Below are 19270 nucleotides of genomic sequence, written 5' to 3'. Positions count from 1 at the left end.
ATAATGGCATATACGCCCATGATTCAACAATATTTAGCTGTAAAAGCAGATTATAAAGATGCCTTTCTTTTTTATCGTTTAGGTGATTTTTACGAGATGTTTTTTGATGATGCAACACGTGCATCACAAATTTTAGAGATTACATTAACAAGCCGCGATGCAGGAATGAAAGAACGTATTCCAATGTGTGGTGTACCCCACCATTCGGCTAAGAATTATATTGATACATTAATTCAAAAAGGATATAAAGTAGCGATTTGTGAGCAAACAGAAGATCCAAAGCAGGCAAAAGGTGTTGTAAAGCGAGAAGTTGTACAAGTGGTTACACCAGGTACTGTAATGGAAGGGAAAAATGTTGACCAGAAGAGTAATGTGTACATTGCAGCCGTTGAACAACTAGCGCAACAATATGGTTTTGTATATTTAGATTTATCGACAGGGGAAGCAGTTGCTACATATATTGATGGTGACGTGAAGGATGTATTCCAACAACTCCAATCACTCCAAATTCGTGAAGTTGTCGTTAGTCCTGAACTATATGATGAATGGTTGGAGTTAGCAGACCGTTATGCGATTGTTTTATCCATTGCTGAAAAACAAGTTGCTGATGCCAAAGAATATATAGAAGATATTCCAACACATCTACATGCAGTAGCCAAGCGTTTACTCCATTATTTAGAGGAAACACAATTGCGCGCTCTATCACATATTCAGCCATTTACGTTTATTGAAGTGCAGTCGATTTTAAAAATTGATGCCAATTCAAAACGTAATTTAGAGTTGATTCAAACGTTGCGTGGTGAGCTAAAAGGCTCGTTATTATGGCTTTTAGATGAGACGGTCACAGCGATGGGTGGACGTAAACTCAAACAATGGATTCACCAACCATTAGCGAATCGTACTGCGATTGAGAAAAGACTGCAAACTGTTTCTCATTTAATGGACAGTTACTTTATTCGTCTAGAATTACAAACCTTATTAAAAGAAGTGTATGATTTAGAGCGTTTAGCAGGACGTATTGCGTTCGGTAGTGTGGGTGGACGTGATTTAGCACAGCTACGTGCATCACTGCGCCAAATTCCGTTCATTCGTGAACAATTAGAAGAATCAGGGCATGAGCAACTGATTACACTTAGTCGTCAAATGGATGATTGCCAAGACATCGAAGCCTTCTTAAGCCAAGCCATTACAGATCATCCGCCTATTTCGATTAAAGAAGGCGATGTCATTCGAGAAGGATATAACGCGCAATTAGACGATTATCGCTACGCTTCTCGTAACGGAAAAGATTGGATTGCCCAATTAGAACAAAAAGAACGTGAACGAACAGGTGTTAAAAATTTAAAAATTGGTTATAATCGCGTCTTCGGTTATTACATTGAAATGACAAAATCGAATGTCCATTTAGCTGATTTAACACGCTATGAACGTAAGCAAACATTAGCAAATGCTGAGCGATTTATTACAGAAGAATTAAAAGAAAAAGAGGCAATCATTTTAAATGCGGAAGAAAAAAGTTTAGAGTTAGAATATACATTATTCACTGAAATACGTGAAAAAATTAAACCATTTATTCCGCGTATTCAGCAACTCGCTTCTCAAATTAGTGAACTCGATGTATTCGCAAGCTTTGCGACGGTGGCAGAGAACTATCAGTTTGTACAACCAACATTCCATGATGAGCAAGCATTAAAAATTGTGAATGGTCGTCACCCAGTCGTTGAAAAAATGATGAATAAATCACTCTATGTACCGAATGATTGTATCTTAACAACGGATGAAAATATGTTGTTAATTACAGGACCGAATATGTCGGGTAAATCAACTTTCATGCGTCAAGTGGCATTGATTACAATCATGGCGCAAATGGGCTGTTATGTGCCAGCAGATGAAGCGGTATTACCTGTAATCGACCAAATCTTTACACGTATTGGTGCAGCGGATGATTTAGCAGGCGGGCAAAGTACATTCATGGTAGAGATGATGGAATCACAACATGCTATCATGCATGCGACAGAGCGTAGTTTATTACTGTTTGATGAGATTGGTCGTGGCACATCCACATATGATGGGATGTCTTTAGCACAAGCAATGATGGAATATATTCATAATGAAATCGGAGCGAACACGTTATTTTCAACACATTATCACGAACTAACAACACTTGAACAAGCACTACCTCGTTTACGTAATGTCCATGTAGCTGCCACAGAGCAAGACGGCAAAGTCGTATTTTTACACAAAGTAAAAGAAGGACCTGCTGATCAATCATATGGTATTCACGTAGCTGAACTTGCTGAATTACCAGAAGCAATTATTTCACGTTCACGTGAGTTACTTGCAAATTTCGAGTCAAATACTCAAAGTGGCGAAGTGCAAGTGATTGAAAAAATTGTAGAGAAGATTGTCGAAGTGCCTGTAAAAGAGCAGGTCAAAGAAAGTTCAGATCAACTTTCATTCTTTGAAGCGCAAGAAGCTGTGCCTGCATTAACAGAAGAAGAACAGGAAGCATTAAATAAGCTTCGTTCATTGAATGTATCTGGTACAACACCGATGGATGCACTGCAACTTGTGTATCAACTACAGCAAACATTATTAAAATAAAAAAAGGAGGTCTTTTGCATGGGGCAAATTCAAATAATGGATGATTTTTTATCAAATAAAATTGCAGCGGGTGAAGTAGTAGAGAGACCAACATCTGTTGTCAAAGAGCTTGTTGAAAATGCCATCGATGCAGGTAGTACCTCCATTGAAGTCATTTTAGAAGAAGCAGGTCTAACATCCATTCAAGTCATCGATAATGGGCATGGTATGGACGAGGAAGATGCGCTCATCTCATTCCAACGTCATGCGACAAGTAAGATTCATCATGAACACGACTTGTTTCGTATTCGTACATTAGGTTTTAGGGGAGAGGCACTCGCGTCCATTGCATCTGTTTCAAAAGTGCATCTCATGACTTCAAATGGTGAAACAGGTTTAGAAGTGTATTTAGAAGGTGGACATGTGAAAGAGAAAAAGCTAGGACTACTTCGTCGTGGAACGGACTTGCAAGTGAAGCAACTCTTTTATAATACACCCGCACGCTTAAAATATATGAAAACCATTCAAACAGAGTTAGGACATACAATTGATTTGATGAACCGTTTAGCGCTCTGCTATCCGAACATCGCATTTAAATTGCGTCATCACGATCATATGCTACTTCAAACAAATGGTCGTGGCGATTTACAACATGTTTTGGCGGCAATTTACGGTGTATCCAACGCGAAAAAAATGGTCGCATTTGAAGGTGAGTCACAGGACTATAAGATTTACGGTTTTACAACAATCCCGGAAATTACGCGCGCATCTAAAAATTATATGTCCATCTTTGTGAATGGGCGTTGGGTGAAGCATTATACAATTCAAAAAGCGATTTTAGAAGCATACCATACGTATTTACCCATTGGACGTGCGCCGATTACGGTTATTCATATTGAAGGGGACCCTCACTTAACAGATGTGAATGTGCATCCAGCAAAGCAACAAATTCGTCTTAGTAAAGAAGGCGAATTGATGCAGTTAATTGAAAAAACAATCCATGAAGCCATTCGTTCACATATGCATGTACCTGAAATTGCTAAGCCGAAAAAGAAGTTAGCTCCTTCAACAGAACAAGTGAATTTTTGGAAACAAATAGACTATGCGAATACAAAAATCGAACAGTTTGGTGAGTTGCCAAGAAAAGCACAGCAAGTCCAAGAGAAAGTTGAAGAGCCTTTTGTTGATTCAGTAAGTTTGGACGCCGCAGAAACGTGGGAAGATATAATAGATACACCTTTTGAAAACCTCGATGTAAAAGAGGTTGAAAAAGATGAATTGGTGGAAAAAGAAGTAGAGAAAGAACCTTTTCCAGAATTAGAAATGATTGGACAAATTCATGGGACGTATATTGTGGCACAAAGTGAAGATGGTTTTTACTTAATTGACCAACATGCAGCGCAGGAGCGTATTAAGTATGAATTCTTCAAGGAAAAAGTAGGTGAAGTTCATGCAAATGAGCGTCAAGCACTTTTACTACCACTGACTTTTCATTATTCAGCAGATGAGGCACTTACGCTTCGTTCTGCGAAAGATGAACTCGAACAAGTTGGCGTATTTTTAGAAGAATTTGGTCAACATTCATTTGTGGTAAGAGAATATCCCACATGGTTTCCAAAAGATTTAGAACAAGAGATTATTGAAGATTTAATTGAACAAGTATTAAATGAAGGCAAAGCAAATGTAAAAAAGTTAAGAGAAGATGCAGCAATTATGATGAGTTGTAAAAAATCCATTAAAGCGAATCATTATCTCAATCACGCACAAATGGTCCGATTAATTGCTGACCTAAAACAATGCCATCAACCATTCACTTGCCCTCATGGCCGACCTGTAATTGTCCATTTTAGAACGTATGAAATCGAAAAGATGTTTAAACGTGTGATGTAATTAAAAGGAGGACGACAGAATGTTTTCAGCAGCTCGTAGACAAGATCAAATTGATCAATTGAACCGACAAAGTTTTGATGTAGTTATTATTGGTGGAGGAATCACAGGAGCAGGTATTGCACTGGATGCCATATCACGTGGTTTAAGTGTAGCAATTATTGATATGCAAGATTTTGCAGGAGGAACATCGAGTCGTTCAACGAAGTTAGTACATGGAGGACTTCGTTATTTAAAACAAGCACAAGTAGGAATTGTAGCAGAAGTGGGGCGTGAACGAAAAATCGTTTATGAAAATGGTGTGCATATTACAACACCACTTGGCATGCTACTCCCTTTCTATAAAGGTGGGCAATTTGGTCCTACAACAACTTCAATTGGACTGAAGGTTTATGATAGTTTAGCAGGTGTAAAAAAGTCAGAGCGTCGCGTTATGCTTAGTCCAGAAGAAACGCTTCAAAAAGAACCACTTTTAAAGAAAGATGGCTTACGCGGTGGCGGTTTATATGTAGAGTACCGTACAGATGATGCACGTCTAACAATTGAAGTATTAAAAAGAGCTGTTGAGCTAGGTGCAGTGGCTTTGAATTATGTAAAAGCTTTATCATTCATTTACGATGACAATAAAAAAGTAGCAGGTATTTATGCAATTGATCAAATAACAAAGCGTGAAATAACAATTCGTGGAAAAGCAGTTGTCAATGCAGCGGGCCCATGGGTGAATGAAGTAATGGAACGTGATCCATTAGCATCAAGTAAAAAAGCACTGTTACGTACAAAAGGTGTTCATATCGTAATTGATCAATCTATTTTCCCATTAAAACAATCTGTGTATTTTGATACGGAAGATGGACGTATGATTTTTGCCATTCCACGAGAAGGAAAAGCCTACGTAGGGACAACTGATACGATTTATCATGATGATCCAGTTGAGCCCGTCGCTACAAGTGAAGATGTAGCCTATATTTTAGACGCAGTTCACTATATATTCCCAGATGTTGATGTTTCATTCAAAGACGTAGAATCTACTTGGTCTGGGGTACGTCCGTTAATTTATGAAAAAGGTAAAGATCCTTCTGAAGTATCACGAAAAGATGAAGTATGGGAGTCTGAATCGGGTCTCTTAACAATGGCAGGTGGAAAGTTAACAGGTTACCGTCGAATGGCGGAAGAAGTAGTAGACCGTTTGGCGAAACGTAAAGAGTTTAGAGGTACAGGTCCTTGTGTTACGAAAGAGTTATCTTTATCAGGTGCAACTATGCTAACACCAGAAAATTTTGACGCATATGTCGCGTTTAAAGGCGATGAAGGTGTGCAGTATGGCTTGACGAAAAAAGTTGCAGAAGAACTTGTACACAAATATGGTACAAACATTGAAGACATCTACCGTATTTTACGTGTAACCAAAAATGACTACAAAGACCGCGGTCTACCTGTCGATTTATATTTAGAAGTGATTTATGGTATGCAGTTTGAAATGGCTTATACACCAGCCGATGTATTCATTCGTCGTACAGGTAAATTGTATTTCGATATTCAACAAGTGCGTAAGTATAAAGATGAAGTCATCTCTTTAATGAGTGATTACTTGGAATATACAGATCATGAAAAAGCACTTCATCAACAAGAGTTAGAACAACTTCTTGAAGATGCGACGCATTTTGCAAAGGAAGGTTCACATGGATAAAATACAAAAAGAAATTCGCGTACAACATGACCATATCATTGTAGCGAATGTCTACATGCCCGAAAAAGAAATACGCGGGCATGTACATATTTTTCATGGTATGGCGGAACACCAAGAACGTTATGAAAAGTTCGCCCGCTTTTTAAATGAACATGGATACGTCGTATCTACCCATGACCATCGTGGACATGGTCAGACAGCTAGTAAAAATAATGCGCCTTATGGTTTCTTTGCCGAAGAAGATGGTTTTGAAGTTGTCGTACAAGATGCTCATGATGTAATTCAAGCGATTCGACAAGAGCATGATTGGCCAATGCCAATTTTAATTGGTCATAGTATGGGGTCGTTTATTTTAAGACGTTATATCGAATTTTATAGTCATGAAGTGAAAAAAGTAATTTTGATTGGTACAGGTGCTTTTTCTTCATTACATCGTGTGGGGCTTTATACTGCTCGTTTATTAGCAAGTCAAAAAGGCAAAATGAAGCCCGCAAAATTACTTGAACAGATGTCGTTCGGTTCGTATAATGCCAAAGTAGAAAATAGTAAGACATCTTCGGATTGGCTCTCAACAGATTCAAGAGAAGTGCGAAAATATATTGAAGATGACTTATGTGGAATCACATGCACCAATCAATTTTATGTCGATTTATTAACGGGGCTTGCGACATTATCAAAAGAAGCCGAAGTGAATCGAATTCGTAAAGACTTACCAATTCTACTGATTAGCGGTAAAGAAGACCCTGTTGGTGATTATGGTAAAGGAGTATGGCGCGTTGCACGCCAATACTATCATGCTGGTTTTACACATGTGACTGTACACTTATTCGAACATAAGCGACATGAGATTTTAAATGAACAAAATAATACAATGGTTTATAAAACAATATTAAAATGGTTGGAGAAAAAAAGTCATGAACGAGCAACAGCAGTATGATGTATTGGCGATTGTGGGGCCTACAGCAGTAGGGAAAACAGCGCTTAGCATCGAACTTGCCAAACAATTAAATGGTGAGATTATTAACGGTGATTCCATGCAAGTCTATAAAGATTTAGATATTGGAACTGCTAAAATACGAGAAGATGAAAAAGAGGGGATCGTGCATCATCTCATTGATATTAAAGAGGCAACAGATGAATTTTCAGTTGCAGAATACCAGCAGTTAGTACGTGAAAAAATTGAAGAAATTCAACACCGAGGTAAGATGCCTATTATCGTTGGTGGAACAGGTTTATATGTGCAATCGGTGTTATATGATTTCCGTTTTACCGATGAGAAGATTGATGATACTGCTCGTAAAGCCTATTACGAGGAGCTTGAAAAAGTAGGTCCTGAGAAGATGCATGAAAAATTGATGGCTGTTGATCCTGAAACAGCGAAAACCATTCATCCGAATAATACGCGTCGTGTTATTCGTGCTCTTGAAATGGCGGAACATAGTGAGCAAAAGAAGTCAGATGAAGCGTCGAAACAAGGGAATAAACCACTATATCATCATTTTATTATTGGTTTAAATATGGACCGCGATACACTCTATGAACGCATTAATCTTCGTGTGGATATCATGCTAGAGCAAGGTCTAGAAGAAGAAGTACGAGGACTTTATGAGCGCGGTGTACGCGATTGTCAATCGATTAAAGCGATTGGCTATAAAGAACTCTATCAATATTTTGATGGGAGTGTGACGAAAGAAGAAGCGATAGAGAATTTAAAGCAAAATTCACGTCGCTACGCAAAACGTCAATTAACGTACTTCCGAAATAAGTTGGATGTGAACTGGTTTGATGCGAAAGAAGAAAAAAGTAGTTTAGTTAGTAATATTTTGAAAAAAACAGGGTATAAAGATTGGTAGTTAGAAAAGTTTAGCCAAATCTAAGGGGGATCTATATGAAATCGATGAATTTACAAGATTTATATTTAAATCAACTCCGCAAAAACTCTATTTTTTTAACCGTATTCTTATTGAACGGTTTCCAGTTAAAGGGAACGGTTAAATCATTCGATAACTTTACGGTATTACTAGAAGCAGATGGTAAGCAACATTTAATTTTCAAACATGCCATCTCAACCTTCTCACCTTCAAAATCAGTTGGCTTAGAAGGCCCAACAGAAGAATAAGAGAAAGAGGAATTGTGCAGTCGTACAATTCCTCTTTGTTTTTACTAGAATTTAAGTCAATCGACTATTCAATCGCTATAAAAAACTTTATACTGAAGAAAGGTAAAATCAAAGGAGGATTTTTTAAGACATGAAATCAATTACAACAGATGAAGTACTTGCATTACTAGATGCAAATGAAGATTTACATATTATTGACGTGCGCGAAGATGAAGAAGTGGCAAATGGCATCATTCCAGGTGCGGTTCATATTCCACTAGGTCAAATTCCAGAACGTTTTGAAGAGTTAGATCCAGAAACACCATACATTATTGTTTGCCATGCAGGTGGACGTAGCTTTAGCGCTTGCACATACCTAGAAGGAAAAGGTTATGATGTAACGAACCTTGAAGGCGGTATGAGTGTTTGGGATGGCGAATTAGAGTTCTAATTTAGTTGCATATAAAATGGCAGGGATATACGTGTAAAAATACTCCCCCATATGAGCATAAGAAAAACTGGAATCACGCTTTGACGTGGTTCCAGTTTGTTTTTTTGTGCTTAAAAATAAAAATCTTCTTTCGCTTGTACGCGCTTCTTTTTACTTTCATCGAAGTACGAATACCACGTAACGTAATGGAAATCTCGTTGGTTTTCATCTTTCTTTACATGTTTAACTTTCTCGACTTTTTCAATTTTTAGTGTAGGAAGAATGGTATCTAGTTGAATTTCATTTGAGTCGAATCCTACTACACCACCAGGATGCAAAATCATATACGTTTGTAATTCCTGTTGGGATAATTGATCTAGACGTATTCCGCTTTGTAGATACATTTTTGTGAGGTCATGTGAGCTAGAAGCGACTTCCTTTACATCAAATTTTTTAGTTTGTTGATTATAGTCGAATCGAACGCCCAACATTTTCTCGTTCTTTAACGACATATACAAACAGATGCCTGTAATCTCATTTTGATCATTGTAGTAAAGCGTTTTCGTCGTTTCTTCTAAGTTATGAATCGGTACCTTTTGTTTTGCCGTTTTGTTATATGCTTTGAGATGATTTTTTAGTTCTTTTAGTTGTTTAGGAGTTACCAAGTAGTTCCCGTAAAAAAATGCGTCTTCTTTATGCAATTGACTCTGTGTTTTTCGTACATCTTTCCAAGGATAATGGATTGTATAAATGAATTCATTATCGTCGTATACAGGTAGTGCTACCGCATGATTCGATACAAATTCAGTCAGAGGTGCGGTCTTTTTGCCAAGTGTAATCTCTGTTTGTAATAACGGAACTTCTCTCTCTGGTAAAAGATAATTTGCAGAAATAGTAGAAGACAGTTCGGTTTGCGCTGCTGAAATTTCTCGACTCATCATCTTTTTTTCATCTAAATACGTTGGTGCAATATTCACATCGATTTTATAAATACCTGGAATTAAATTATTTATATCGGTATTTTTAATCGAAAGTTCAATATTTGCTGTTGGTTGAACGAGAGCCGTCTTTTTCGCACGTATTTGATAAGGTTTGAAGTAAGAATTATTTTTCACCGCTTTAAAATACGATAATACATATACCTCTCCCTTTTTCTTCACAAGTTCAATTAGTGCATGCACTTCTTCTTCTGAAATAGATGTGCCATCATGATGTGTTATGATCTTTTGTAGTTCACCCTCATCTCGTTCATCGAGTGCCTGTTCAAAGCGTTCAACCATTTTATCTTTTGAATGATTCGCACGATTTGCAGAAACGATTAAAAAAGTACTCGATAGTGCAAGACATAGACCAGTAAAAATCATTGTAAAAAGTAAAATTCTTTTAGTATAAGGAGAATGTATTTTTTCACCACATACGTTACATCGCAATGTATTATCTGGTAGTTCATGTAGACATTTAGGACAATGTGTAGGTTTATTCTTTAACAATTTCAGCTACCTCCCAGCTATAGTCTCTTTTTTTAAGGTCAACTTTTAATTGTAAATTATATGAAGATAGGTGCAAGATGACGCGATTTTCATTTTTTACGTCAATGGATTTAATTTTTTGTTGTGGATAGTTGAATAAATAAGCATATTCGGATGAAATTTCGGCAAATAACGCGTTTTGTAGATGCATGTTAAAAAGTGCTTTTAAATCTTCTTGCGATAAGTAAAGTGGGTTTAAAGTTAAATAGCGCATCCACTTATTTGCTTTTTCATCACTTTCAAATACAGCGTGATTGTTTTGATAATAGGATAAATTGTGTAATTCAAAATGATGTTTAGATGACTTAAATAAGAAATGTGCTGTTAGATGCGTTTTTTTTGCATCATTTACATAATACTGTGCAATTACACCATTCAATTCATTTTTCTTATTCAGAGCAGGTATGACGGAAATAAGAGAAAAATCTTCATTTATAATGGGAATCCTATTCATTTTCTTTTTGAAAGACATAGTTGTAAATGCTTGTTCATCTTTTAACAAAGCTTTTTTTAGTGTTGCCTCTAGTTGTTTTTGTTGTTTCACTGTTAAAAATCTTAGGTTTATAAAATCAGTAAACTGCTCTATACTCGATTCCTTCTGATGTAAATCTCCCCAAGGTGCATGAAAAGTATATTCCACTCGAAATGGTTCTTGTGCATAAACTGAAATGGGGCTATTCATCATTAAGTGAGAAAGTGATGTTTGTACATTTTGCTTTTTGACAGTTATAAACGGTAAAATCGATTCAAAAATAGAATTAAATTTGAATGAAACCGTTGTTTCTGTGATTTCAGGTATCGTATCTGGACTTGATAGTGGTGCATTGACAACTGTGCTTGAAGGAAAAGAATCAGATAGCATTGTTACGCGAACTGGGTAGACCCCTGGGATTAATGGTTCTTTTACTTGATGAAAAACATAGCTCATGTTACGTCTCTTTTTGATTAATGAAACAGAAGGTGCCGTTACGCGATAGGGTTTTATATGTGAATTTGTTTTAATAGGGCGAAATAAAGCGACTGTTTGCACTTCACCAAGCGTTGAAATTAATTGGATGAGTGCTTTTGCTTCATGTGCTTGAACTTTTGTTTGATCTTCATGAATTAATAATTTTTGTAAAGTACGTTCATCTCGTTCGCTAATCGCTTTTTCAAACTGCGACATGACATTTTCTTTTGAATAATTCGCTCGTTGCAATGAAAAAAATAAAAAAGAAGTAGAGCAGAGTAAACATAAACAAATAAAAGCGGTTGTAATACGAATGATTTTCTTTTTATTTATGGGTTGTTTCGTATGACAAATTGGACATGTTTTTTTATTTTTTTGAAGTATATGTAAACATTTCACGCAAATTTTTTCCATAATCATCCACTCCTTCTAATTAGAAGTATAGCGAATTCAAATTTCCTTTACAATCAATGTTTTACAAAAATCGGTTACGGGAAAAGTTCAAAGACATAAATGAAATAGTAGGAGGAGATAACTTTTGAAACAACCTAAGATGGTACTCCTATTTACACTCTTTTTTTGTTGTTCTATTTTTTATGTACAGCAAACAAAAGCAGCAAGTGAACCTGTTGTTCGTGCTAATGAAATCGAACGGGGCATTTGGCAAGTCGACACACCACGACCTACAGCTAAACAATTAATGAAATTATATGCAATTGAAGTAATTGGAAGTACAAAACGTGTCATTGTAGATGATGCCTCAGTTAATTATCATCAAACAGGAACGTACACAATTCGTTTTTTAATAGATGGTCAAGTTCTTGCGACTGTGCCGATGATTATACAAGAACAAACACCTCTCCCAGTCCCTTATGATTTGTTATTCGAACGTGACCTTGATGAAAAAGAGTCACTCAAAACATTTATGATGACGGCACTTTTTGGTGAAAAAATGGCTGATTATACACTTGAATGGCTTGCACAACCACCTGTATTGAATGAAGTTGGAACCTACATAGCGCCACTTCGCCTGATAGATTCCTATGGACGACAAGTACAAAAAACTGCAACGATTCGCGTACTTAACCGGAAAAAGCCACAATTCACAATTGATCGTAAGCATGTTTACTATCATCAAGGAGAGCGCATGACACAAGACCAAGTAATAAAGGATGCAAATATTACAGTACAAGAACGTTCCACTGTAACAGAGGTTCAAATTGATTTATCACAGGTGAATCGTTTTAAAGAGGGACGATATACGGCAATGGTCACAGCAAAAGATACAGCAGGAAATGAAGCAACACCTCAAGAAATGTTCATTCATATCGGGCGAAAAGAGATGAATGAATTACAATATGAGTTAGGCGAGCCAATCTCGATACAGAAATTAAAGCGTGATTTAGCTCCTTTATCAATTCAAGGAATGGACTTAACACAAGTCGACTTTAAAAAAATTGGACATTATGAATTACCTGTCTATTTAAATAACCGCCAAACTAAACAAATTCCTCTCACAATTCTAGATACAACCCCTCCAACTATTTCAATCCAAAAGAAAAAATATGTGTATGAACAAGGTGATGACATAACTGTAGAAAAAATTTTAAAAGACTTACAAGCGACAATTCGTGACTATGACCGAAAGGATTTAACATTAGAATTATCAAAACCAATTGAAGAAATTCGCCGATCAGGGAAGCATAAAATACAACTAATCGGACGTGACAGAAGTGGAAATGAAACCTTTATCCCTGTTCAAGTCGATGTCTTAGAACATGCATGGATTAGTTCGGGACAACGTGGAGATTCGAAAAATACAAACAAATTATTTAAAACAAAAACGATTACAGCTGAAGCGAATCAAGTAGGGCAAGAAACAGAAATTTTAAAAGCGAATCATCATACAACAACGGTGAAAACGAGTGACTCGCCTATTCTGCCCATTAAAAAGTGGCTACCCATTGGAGTTTTTCTTTTATTAATTGGTATGCTCGTATTTCTTCGCACGAAGCGAGTATTGCGAAAAAATACGTTCTTTCATCGTCGCTCTTTAAAATGAGAAACCTGCTTTTTTCAAGTTTCCACATATGATACTATATGAAAGGAAATAAAGAACGGAGATGAAGCAAATATGGCATTTATGTCAACATTACACACCGATACAATGGAGTTTGCTAAAAGAGTAGAGGCGAAAATCAAACCTCAATTTGAACGAGTAGAAGAATTGGCTTTTTATAATCAACAAAAAGTACTACATGCATTTGCTAAAAATCATGTGAGTGAAAACCACTTTGCAGGAACAACAGGTTATGGTTACGATGACGAAGGTCGCGATAATTTAGAACGTGTTTATGCAGATGTTTTTGGTGCAGAAGCAGCGCTCGTACGCCAACAAATTATTTCAGGTACACATGCCATCACATTAAGTTTATTTGGCGTATTACGTCCAGGAGATGAATTAATGTATGTTACAGGGCAACCGTATGATACATTACAATCTATTGTAGATGGCGGTGATCAAGATACAGGGTCATTAAAAGACTTTGGTATTGACTATCAACATATTGATTTAACAGCAGATAACAAAGTAGACTGGACAGCTGTAGAACAAGCTGTATCAAGTAAAACACGCGTTATGGCGATTCAGCGCTCAAAAGGTTATGCAGAACGTCCTTCATTTACAATTGATGAGGTAGGCGAGATCATTCAAAAAATTCGTGCGATTAAAGAAGATGTCATTATTTTCGTCGATAATTGCTACGGTGAATTTGTAGAAGCGATAGAACCAACAGAGTTAGGTGCCGATTTAATGGCAGGTTCATTAATTAAAAATCCTGGCGGTGGCTTAGCAAAAGTGGGTGGCTATATTGCAGGGAAAGCGAAATACGTCGAGCAATGTGCCTACCGTATGACAACACCAGGGATTGGTGCAGAAGCAGGTCCATCATTGAATACATTGACAGATATGTATCAAGGCTTCTTCTTGGCTCCACACGTCGTATCGCAAGCAGTAAAGGGTGCTATTTTTGCAGCAGCTGCATTAGAAGAGATTGGGATGGTAGCGGAACCGAAGTTTGATGCAAAACGTACAGATTTAATTCAATCTGTGCAATTCCAAACACCAGAGCAAATGATTCAGTTCTGTCAAACAGTTCAAAAGAACTCACCTGTCAATGCACAGTTCGCACCAGAGCCAGCATTATTACCAGGTTATACGGATGATGTGATTATGGCAGCAGGAACATTTGTACAAGGTGCCAGTATTGAGTTTTCAGCAGATGGACCGATTCGCGCACCTTATACGGTGTATATGCAAGGTGGATTAACATATGAACATGTAAAATTCGCCATTTTAAGTGCGGTACAGGAATTACAAGCATAAAATAGTGTGTTTAGAGGCTGGGACAGAACAAATCCCGTATGATTTCGAAAAAAATCATACGGGATTTGCTATGTTGAAAATACTTTTGTCTCAGGCACTGCATATTCACTATTTTGAAAGCAAACACGAAAAATACGCTATATCTACAAAAGATAAAGCATTCACATTAACAACTGATAATCAAAAAAAATGGAGCGATTATATAGGTTTAAAGCCGTCATCTAAATATCGAAAAATTATTATTCAAGTACCCCAAATGAATATTCAAGAAATGAGTTTATCTTCAAATGGTGGTAATCTTTTATTTGAAAAACTAAATGTAAGAAAAAAACTTAATCTAGAAAATAAAAATGGTACTGTAAAAGGAAGTATTATTGGTAATGAATCGGATTTTTCTATTCATTCCAAAGTTAAGAAGAGCAAGAGCAATATAAAAAGTAATAATGGAAATAAAGAAAAGCAGCTTCATTTAATAGGGAATAATAGTAAAGTAAATGTTGAATTTACTAAAGAATAAAATAAACTAGCTATTTCATAATTCAAACTTAAAAAAAGACTAAGGTGCAAATAAATATAACCTTAGTCTTTTTTTATAAGAATTTGTATTCATCTATATAAAAGAATGAATTGTTCGAAAAAAGTTATGTTAGTTTTTCTAACATGTAATTGACAATAAAGCTAACATCTAATAAAATAAAAGACATGGAAGGCGTGGTGAAGTACATGAATCGCGAAATCAGACGAACAATGCCGCTGTTGCCAATTAGTATTGTCATGCAATTAACTGATTTAACAGCACGTCAAATTCGTTACTATGAAGAGCATGAATTGGTTCAGCCTGCCCGCACTGAAGGTAATCGCCGTATGTTCTCATTGAATGACGTCGATATACTTTTAGAAATTAAAGATTTATTAGATCAAGGTATTAACATGGCAGGTATTAAAAAAGTATTTGCAATGAAGAATCAACCTTTAGAGCAACAGAAAAAAGATATTACGGATGCCGATTTAAGAAGAATCTTACGAGAAGAAATGCAACAAGCACAGCGTATGCAACGAACATCCATTAGACAAGGTGATTTATCTCGATTCTTCCAATAAGTAAGTCGAGTTTGTCAATAAAAATGAAAACAATTAGGAGTGTGGAGAAACATGGGGAAATATACGAAAGATGATATTCGTCGATTAGTACAAGAAAAAGAAGTGAAATTTATTCGTTTACAATTCACAGACATTTTAGGAACAATCAAAAACGTTGAAATTCCTGTATCACAATTAGAAAAAGCATTAGACAATAAAATGATGTTTGATGGTTCTTCAATTGAAGGGTTTGTACGTATTGAAGAATCAGATATGTATCTATTCCCAGATTTAGATACATTCATGATTTTCCCTTGGACAGTGGACAAAGGTGCTGTATGTCGTTTTATCTGTGATGTTTATAATCCAGATGGTACACCGTTTGCAGGAGACCCACGTAATAACTTACGCCGCATTATTAAACGCATGGAAGACATGGGCTTCACAGATTTCAACTTAGGACCAGAACCAGAATTCTTCCTATTTAAATTAGATGAAAAAGGCGAACCAACTCTAGAGTTAAATGACCACGGCGGTTATTTCGACTTAGCACCAACAGATCTTGGTGAAAACTGTCGTCGTGATATCGTATTAGAATTAGAAGAGATGGGCTTTGAAATTGAAGCTTCTCACCATGAAGTGGCACCAGGGCAACATGAGATTGACTTCAAATATGCGGATGTATTAACAGCTTGTGATAACATTCAAACATTCAAATTAGTTGTAAAAACAATTGCACGTAAACATGGTTTACACGCAACATTCATGCCAAAACCAATCTTTGGTTTAAGTGGTTCAGGTATGCACTGTAACGTTTCACTATTTACAGATGGTAAAAACATGTTCGTAGACGAAGAAGCACCAATGCAATTATCAGAAACAGCAATGCAATTCATGGCTGGCGTATTAAAACACGTTGAAGGTTTTACAGCGGTGACAAACCCAACAGTAAACTCTTACAAACGTCTTGTACCAGGTTATGAAGCACCTTGCTATATCGCATGGTCAGGTCAAAACCGTTCACCATTGGTTCGTATTCCAGCTTCACGTGGTTTATCTACACGTATCGAAGTGCGTTCAGTAGACCCTGCAGCAAACCCATATTTAGCACTTGCTGTTATTTTAGAATCAGGTCTAAACGGAATCGAAAACAAATTAACACCACCACCAGCAGTAGATCGTAACATCTATGTGATGAGTGCAGAAGAACGCGAAGAAGCAGGTATTGGTAACTTACCAGTTAACTTAGATGATGCATTGCAAGCACTTGCTAAAGACCCAGTTGTACAAGGGGCTCTAGGTTCTCACATTTATGAAAACTTTAGAGAAGCAAAAGAAATCGAGTTCGATATGTTTAGAACACAAGTTCACCAATGGGAACGCGATCAATATTTAAAAACGTATTAATCAGGTAGAATCCAACTCTATTTAACTATAATAAAAGCCGGAATTACGCTGTGACGTGATTCCGGTTTTTTGCTTTGACCTAAAAGAATCCAATTTTTTTACCTAAATCATTTACTACTCGCTGTAGAGGTAGGTGCTGGAATATCAAAATGAATTTCTGTTTGGTCTGCTGTAAAATTTGGTTTATATACGAGTTCGTATGAATCGGCTGGCTTCACATCAAAATATAGTTTTCCATCTGCTTGTTCTTCGCGATTGACTTCTTCTGATAAGGGCAATTCTTCATAACCATGATAACCAATTGCTTTTTCACCTTTTGAAACGAGGTCGAAATCATGTCGATCGATAAAAATAGAATCCTTACTATTATTTCGCACGTCGACATCAATCGTCACGATTTTTCCTTTTTTCGATTTTGTAAATTGTATGGGATCTGTCTGTTTTGCATCTGTAATTTTGACAATGACATCATCAATTTTTATTGTATCACCTAATTGATAGGCCTCATCTGTTTTTGTTGAATTGCTTCGCTCCTCACCGCCCACTTTTTCAACAGAAGTCTGGCTGCAAGCTGTTAATAGTAAAAGAACTGTAATCGGTAATGTATAAAATGCTTTTTTCATGCCAAGTCCCCTTTCGCTCAATTATCGTCATTAACCATACCCGAATGCGTTTTAATCTATGCACAAGACGGGTATGGAGATTTGAAAAGGGACTGTGGAAATGTAGATGAAAAAAGTTTTATTCTATTATTTGTATGTATTTTAGGATTTACGTCATTTCAAATAGAAGGAAGCGCTACGAAAACTAAAAATAGTCCATGAAAAAACTAGGTGGTATTCATCAATCAACCAACTCCTTACTATAAAAAAATGAATGGTAAAAAGTTAGGAACTATCCCAGATAGTTTTACAAATAAAAAAGGAGTCTATACACCGAATGTTTTAAAAATAACACACTATGTCAATACGAAATGGGCAAAAATCCATTTTTCAAAAACACTAAATGGAAAAAAGAGTACAGCCTATATTCCAACTAAGTATATACGCGCAAATACATTTTCATTAGAGTATGGAATTATTAAAAATTCTAAAACTGCATTGAAAGCAGGTATTACAAAAAAATCAAAAACCATTCATATCATTCCATACGGAACACGGTTATCCATTATACAAGTACGCACATTAGGAATGCGAACATTTTATCATGTAACATATTATAAAAATGGAAAATCATACAAAGGGTATATAAGGGAAAAATCCATCCAATTATAAGGAGGAGAAGGAGATATTGAATGTATCTGTTCAATACTCCTTTTATTTTTTAAAAATAGCAATTGACAATCAACTAAGATAATCTATAATAAAGCAGTAATGATTATCATTCTCATTTGAAAGGAGGCGCACATATGCGATTACAAGTAAATCAAATTCGTGTGGGGTATGACGAAAAAACAATCGTTCATGATTTAACGATTACGATTCCAGATGGAAAAGTAACCACAATTATTGGTGCCAATGGTTGCGGAAAGTCAACTCTTTTAAAAGCGATTACACGTATCATCCCCTATCAATCTGGTGCAGTGATTTTAGACGGTGAAAATATTCAAAAGACGAATACAAAAAAGCTAGCGCAAGAATTAGCGATTTTACCGCAAAGTCCTGAAAGTGCTAGCGGATTATTAGTTGAAGAGCTCGTATCCTATGGACGTTATCCATATCAAAAAGGATTTGGAAATCTAACAGAAAAAGATCGTAGCGTGATTGAATGGGCACTTCAAGCAACTAATACAGCGATGTTTCGAAAACAGACTGTGGACGCACTCTCTGGTGGGCAAAGACAACGTGTATGGATTGCGATGGCACTCGCACAAGAAACCGACATCATCTTTTTAGATGAGCCAACTACCTACTTAGATATGGCACATCAGTTAGAAGTACTTGAATTGCTTCAGGAATTAAATGAAAAAGAAGGACGTACAATCGTCATGGTATTACATGATCTCAATCAAGCTGCACGTTTTTCAGATTATATGATTGCTTTGAATCAAGGACACTTAATCAAAGAAGGCACACCTGAAGAAGTCATGACGCACGATACATTAGAACATGTATTTCAAATTGATGCTGTTATTGGTGAAGACCCACGTACGAAAAAGCCAATGTGTGTCACTTATAATTTAATTGAAGAAAAAGTGGATGAACCAATTCCATCTATTCAACGATAAAAAGGAGC

17 protein-coding genes are annotated in these 19270 nt (G+C 36.4%); 14 read left to right on the top strand and 3 right to left on the bottom strand.

The window, feature by feature from the left end; genetic code table 11:
* Nucleotides 1-3 precede the first annotated feature (3 nt).
* The 7 genes from mutS to ACKVQX_RS00975 all read left to right on the top strand — a co-directional run bounded on the left by mutS (nt 4) and on the right by ACKVQX_RS00975 (nt 8706).
* On the top strand, nt 4-2604 hold the full coding sequence (mutS, locus tag ACKVQX_RS01005) for a DNA mismatch repair protein MutS (protein ID WP_409135939.1): 2601 nt from the start codon (nt 4-6) through the stop codon (nt 2602-2604).
* An 18-nt stretch (nt 2605-2622) separates the two neighbouring features.
* Nucleotides 2623-4473: a DNA mismatch repair endonuclease MutL gene (gene mutL, locus ACKVQX_RS01000; RefSeq protein ID WP_409135938.1), complete on the top strand. Its 1851-nt coding sequence runs from the start codon at nt 2623-2625 to the stop codon at nt 4471-4473.
* 19 nt (nt 4474-4492) lie between these two features.
* A complete protein-coding gene (locus tag ACKVQX_RS00995) occupies nt 4493-6157 on the top strand; it encodes a glycerol-3-phosphate dehydrogenase/oxidase (protein WP_087680136.1) in 1665 nt (554 codons plus the stop codon).
* Nucleotides 6150-7094: an alpha/beta fold hydrolase gene (locus tag ACKVQX_RS00990; RefSeq protein WP_409135937.1), complete on the top strand. Its 945-nt coding sequence runs from the start codon at nt 6150-6152 to the stop codon at nt 7092-7094. The genes ACKVQX_RS00995 and ACKVQX_RS00990 overlap by 8 nt, the downstream gene beginning before the upstream one ends.
* Entirely contained in the window at nt 7072-8010 is a 939-nt protein-coding gene (gene miaA / locus ACKVQX_RS00985; protein WP_068454623.1) for a tRNA (adenosine(37)-N6)-dimethylallyltransferase MiaA, read from the top strand. Before ACKVQX_RS00990 ends, miaA begins: the two co-directional genes overlap by 23 nt.
* Before the next feature lie 35 nt (nt 8011-8045).
* The gene (gene hfq / locus ACKVQX_RS00980; RefSeq protein ID WP_068454620.1) at nt 8046-8276 is read left to right on the top strand and encodes an RNA chaperone Hfq; all 231 of its coding nucleotides are present in this window, start codon (nt 8046-8048) and stop codon (nt 8274-8276) included.
* Nucleotides 8277-8406: 130 nt separating this feature from the next.
* Entirely contained in the window at nt 8407-8706 is a 300-nt protein-coding gene (locus tag ACKVQX_RS00975; RefSeq protein WP_068454617.1) for a rhodanese-like domain-containing protein, read from the top strand.
* A gap of 110 nt (nt 8707-8816) precedes the next feature.
* Here the strand turns inward: ACKVQX_RS00975 and ACKVQX_RS00970 are convergent, their stop codons facing one another.
* Nucleotides 8817-10175 (bottom strand): hypothetical protein, encoded by a 1359-nt coding sequence (locus tag ACKVQX_RS00970; RefSeq protein ID WP_409135936.1) that lies wholly within the window; start codon nt 10173-10175, stop codon nt 8817-8819.
* Nucleotides 10162-11379: a hypothetical protein gene (locus tag ACKVQX_RS00965; protein ID WP_409135935.1), complete on the bottom strand. Its 1218-nt coding sequence runs from the start codon at nt 11377-11379 to the stop codon at nt 10162-10164. Before ACKVQX_RS00965 ends, ACKVQX_RS00970 begins: the two co-directional genes overlap by 14 nt.
* Before the next feature lie 322 nt (nt 11380-11701).
* Between ACKVQX_RS00965 and ACKVQX_RS00960 the strand changes: the two genes are divergently transcribed.
* The 5 genes from ACKVQX_RS00960 to glnA all read left to right on the top strand — a co-directional run bounded on the left by ACKVQX_RS00960 (nt 11702) and on the right by glnA (nt 17035).
* Entirely contained in the window at nt 11702-13225 is a 1524-nt protein-coding gene (locus ACKVQX_RS00960) for a hypothetical protein (protein ID WP_336663154.1), read from the top strand.
* A gap of 72 nt (nt 13226-13297) precedes the next feature.
* Nucleotides 13298-14548 (top strand): methionine gamma-lyase family protein, encoded by a 1251-nt coding sequence (locus ACKVQX_RS00955; protein WP_336663155.1) that lies wholly within the window; start codon nt 13298-13300, stop codon nt 14546-14548.
* A 4-nt stretch (nt 14549-14552) separates the two neighbouring features.
* Nucleotides 14553-15065, top strand: coding sequence for a DUF4097 family beta strand repeat-containing protein (locus ACKVQX_RS00950; RefSeq protein WP_409135934.1), 513 nt, complete (start codon nt 14553-14555; stop codon nt 15063-15065).
* A 206-nt stretch (nt 15066-15271) separates the two neighbouring features.
* Nucleotides 15272-15649 carry a MerR family transcriptional regulator gene (locus ACKVQX_RS00945; protein WP_068454597.1) on the top strand — a complete coding sequence of 126 codons (378 nt, stop codon included), beginning with the start codon at nt 15272-15274 and terminating at the stop codon, nt 15647-15649.
* 51 nt (nt 15650-15700) lie between these two features.
* Entirely contained in the window at nt 15701-17035 is a 1335-nt protein-coding gene (glnA, locus tag ACKVQX_RS00940; RefSeq protein WP_068454595.1) for a type I glutamate--ammonia ligase, read from the top strand.
* A gap of 107 nt (nt 17036-17142) precedes the next feature.
* Here glnA and ACKVQX_RS00935 read toward each other — a convergent pair whose 3' ends face one another.
* Nucleotides 17143-17658, bottom strand: a complete 516-nt coding sequence (locus ACKVQX_RS00935; RefSeq protein WP_325942880.1) for a DUF4352 domain-containing protein — start codon at nt 17656-17658, stop codon at nt 17143-17145.
* 210 nt (nt 17659-17868) lie between these two features.
* On the opposite strand from ACKVQX_RS00935, the gene ACKVQX_RS00930 reads away from it, so the two are divergent.
* Nucleotides 17869-18309 carry a hypothetical protein gene (locus tag ACKVQX_RS00930; protein ID WP_409135933.1) on the top strand — a complete coding sequence of 147 codons (441 nt, stop codon included), beginning with the start codon at nt 17869-17871 and terminating at the stop codon, nt 18307-18309.
* Between the two features lie 134 nt (nt 18310-18443).
* The gene (locus ACKVQX_RS00925) at nt 18444-19262 is read left to right on the top strand and encodes an ABC transporter ATP-binding protein (RefSeq protein ID WP_285216032.1); all 819 of its coding nucleotides are present in this window, start codon (nt 18444-18446) and stop codon (nt 19260-19262) included.
* Nucleotides 19263-19270: the final 8 nt, after the last annotated feature.

It is taken from the genome of Kurthia sp. ISK08 (assembly GCF_046159805.1).
In the GTDB taxonomy this organism is placed as follows: domain Bacteria; phylum Bacillota; class Bacilli; order Bacillales_A; family Planococcaceae; genus Kurthia; species Kurthia gibsonii.
This window is presented reverse-complemented; position numbering and strand designations above follow the sequence as displayed.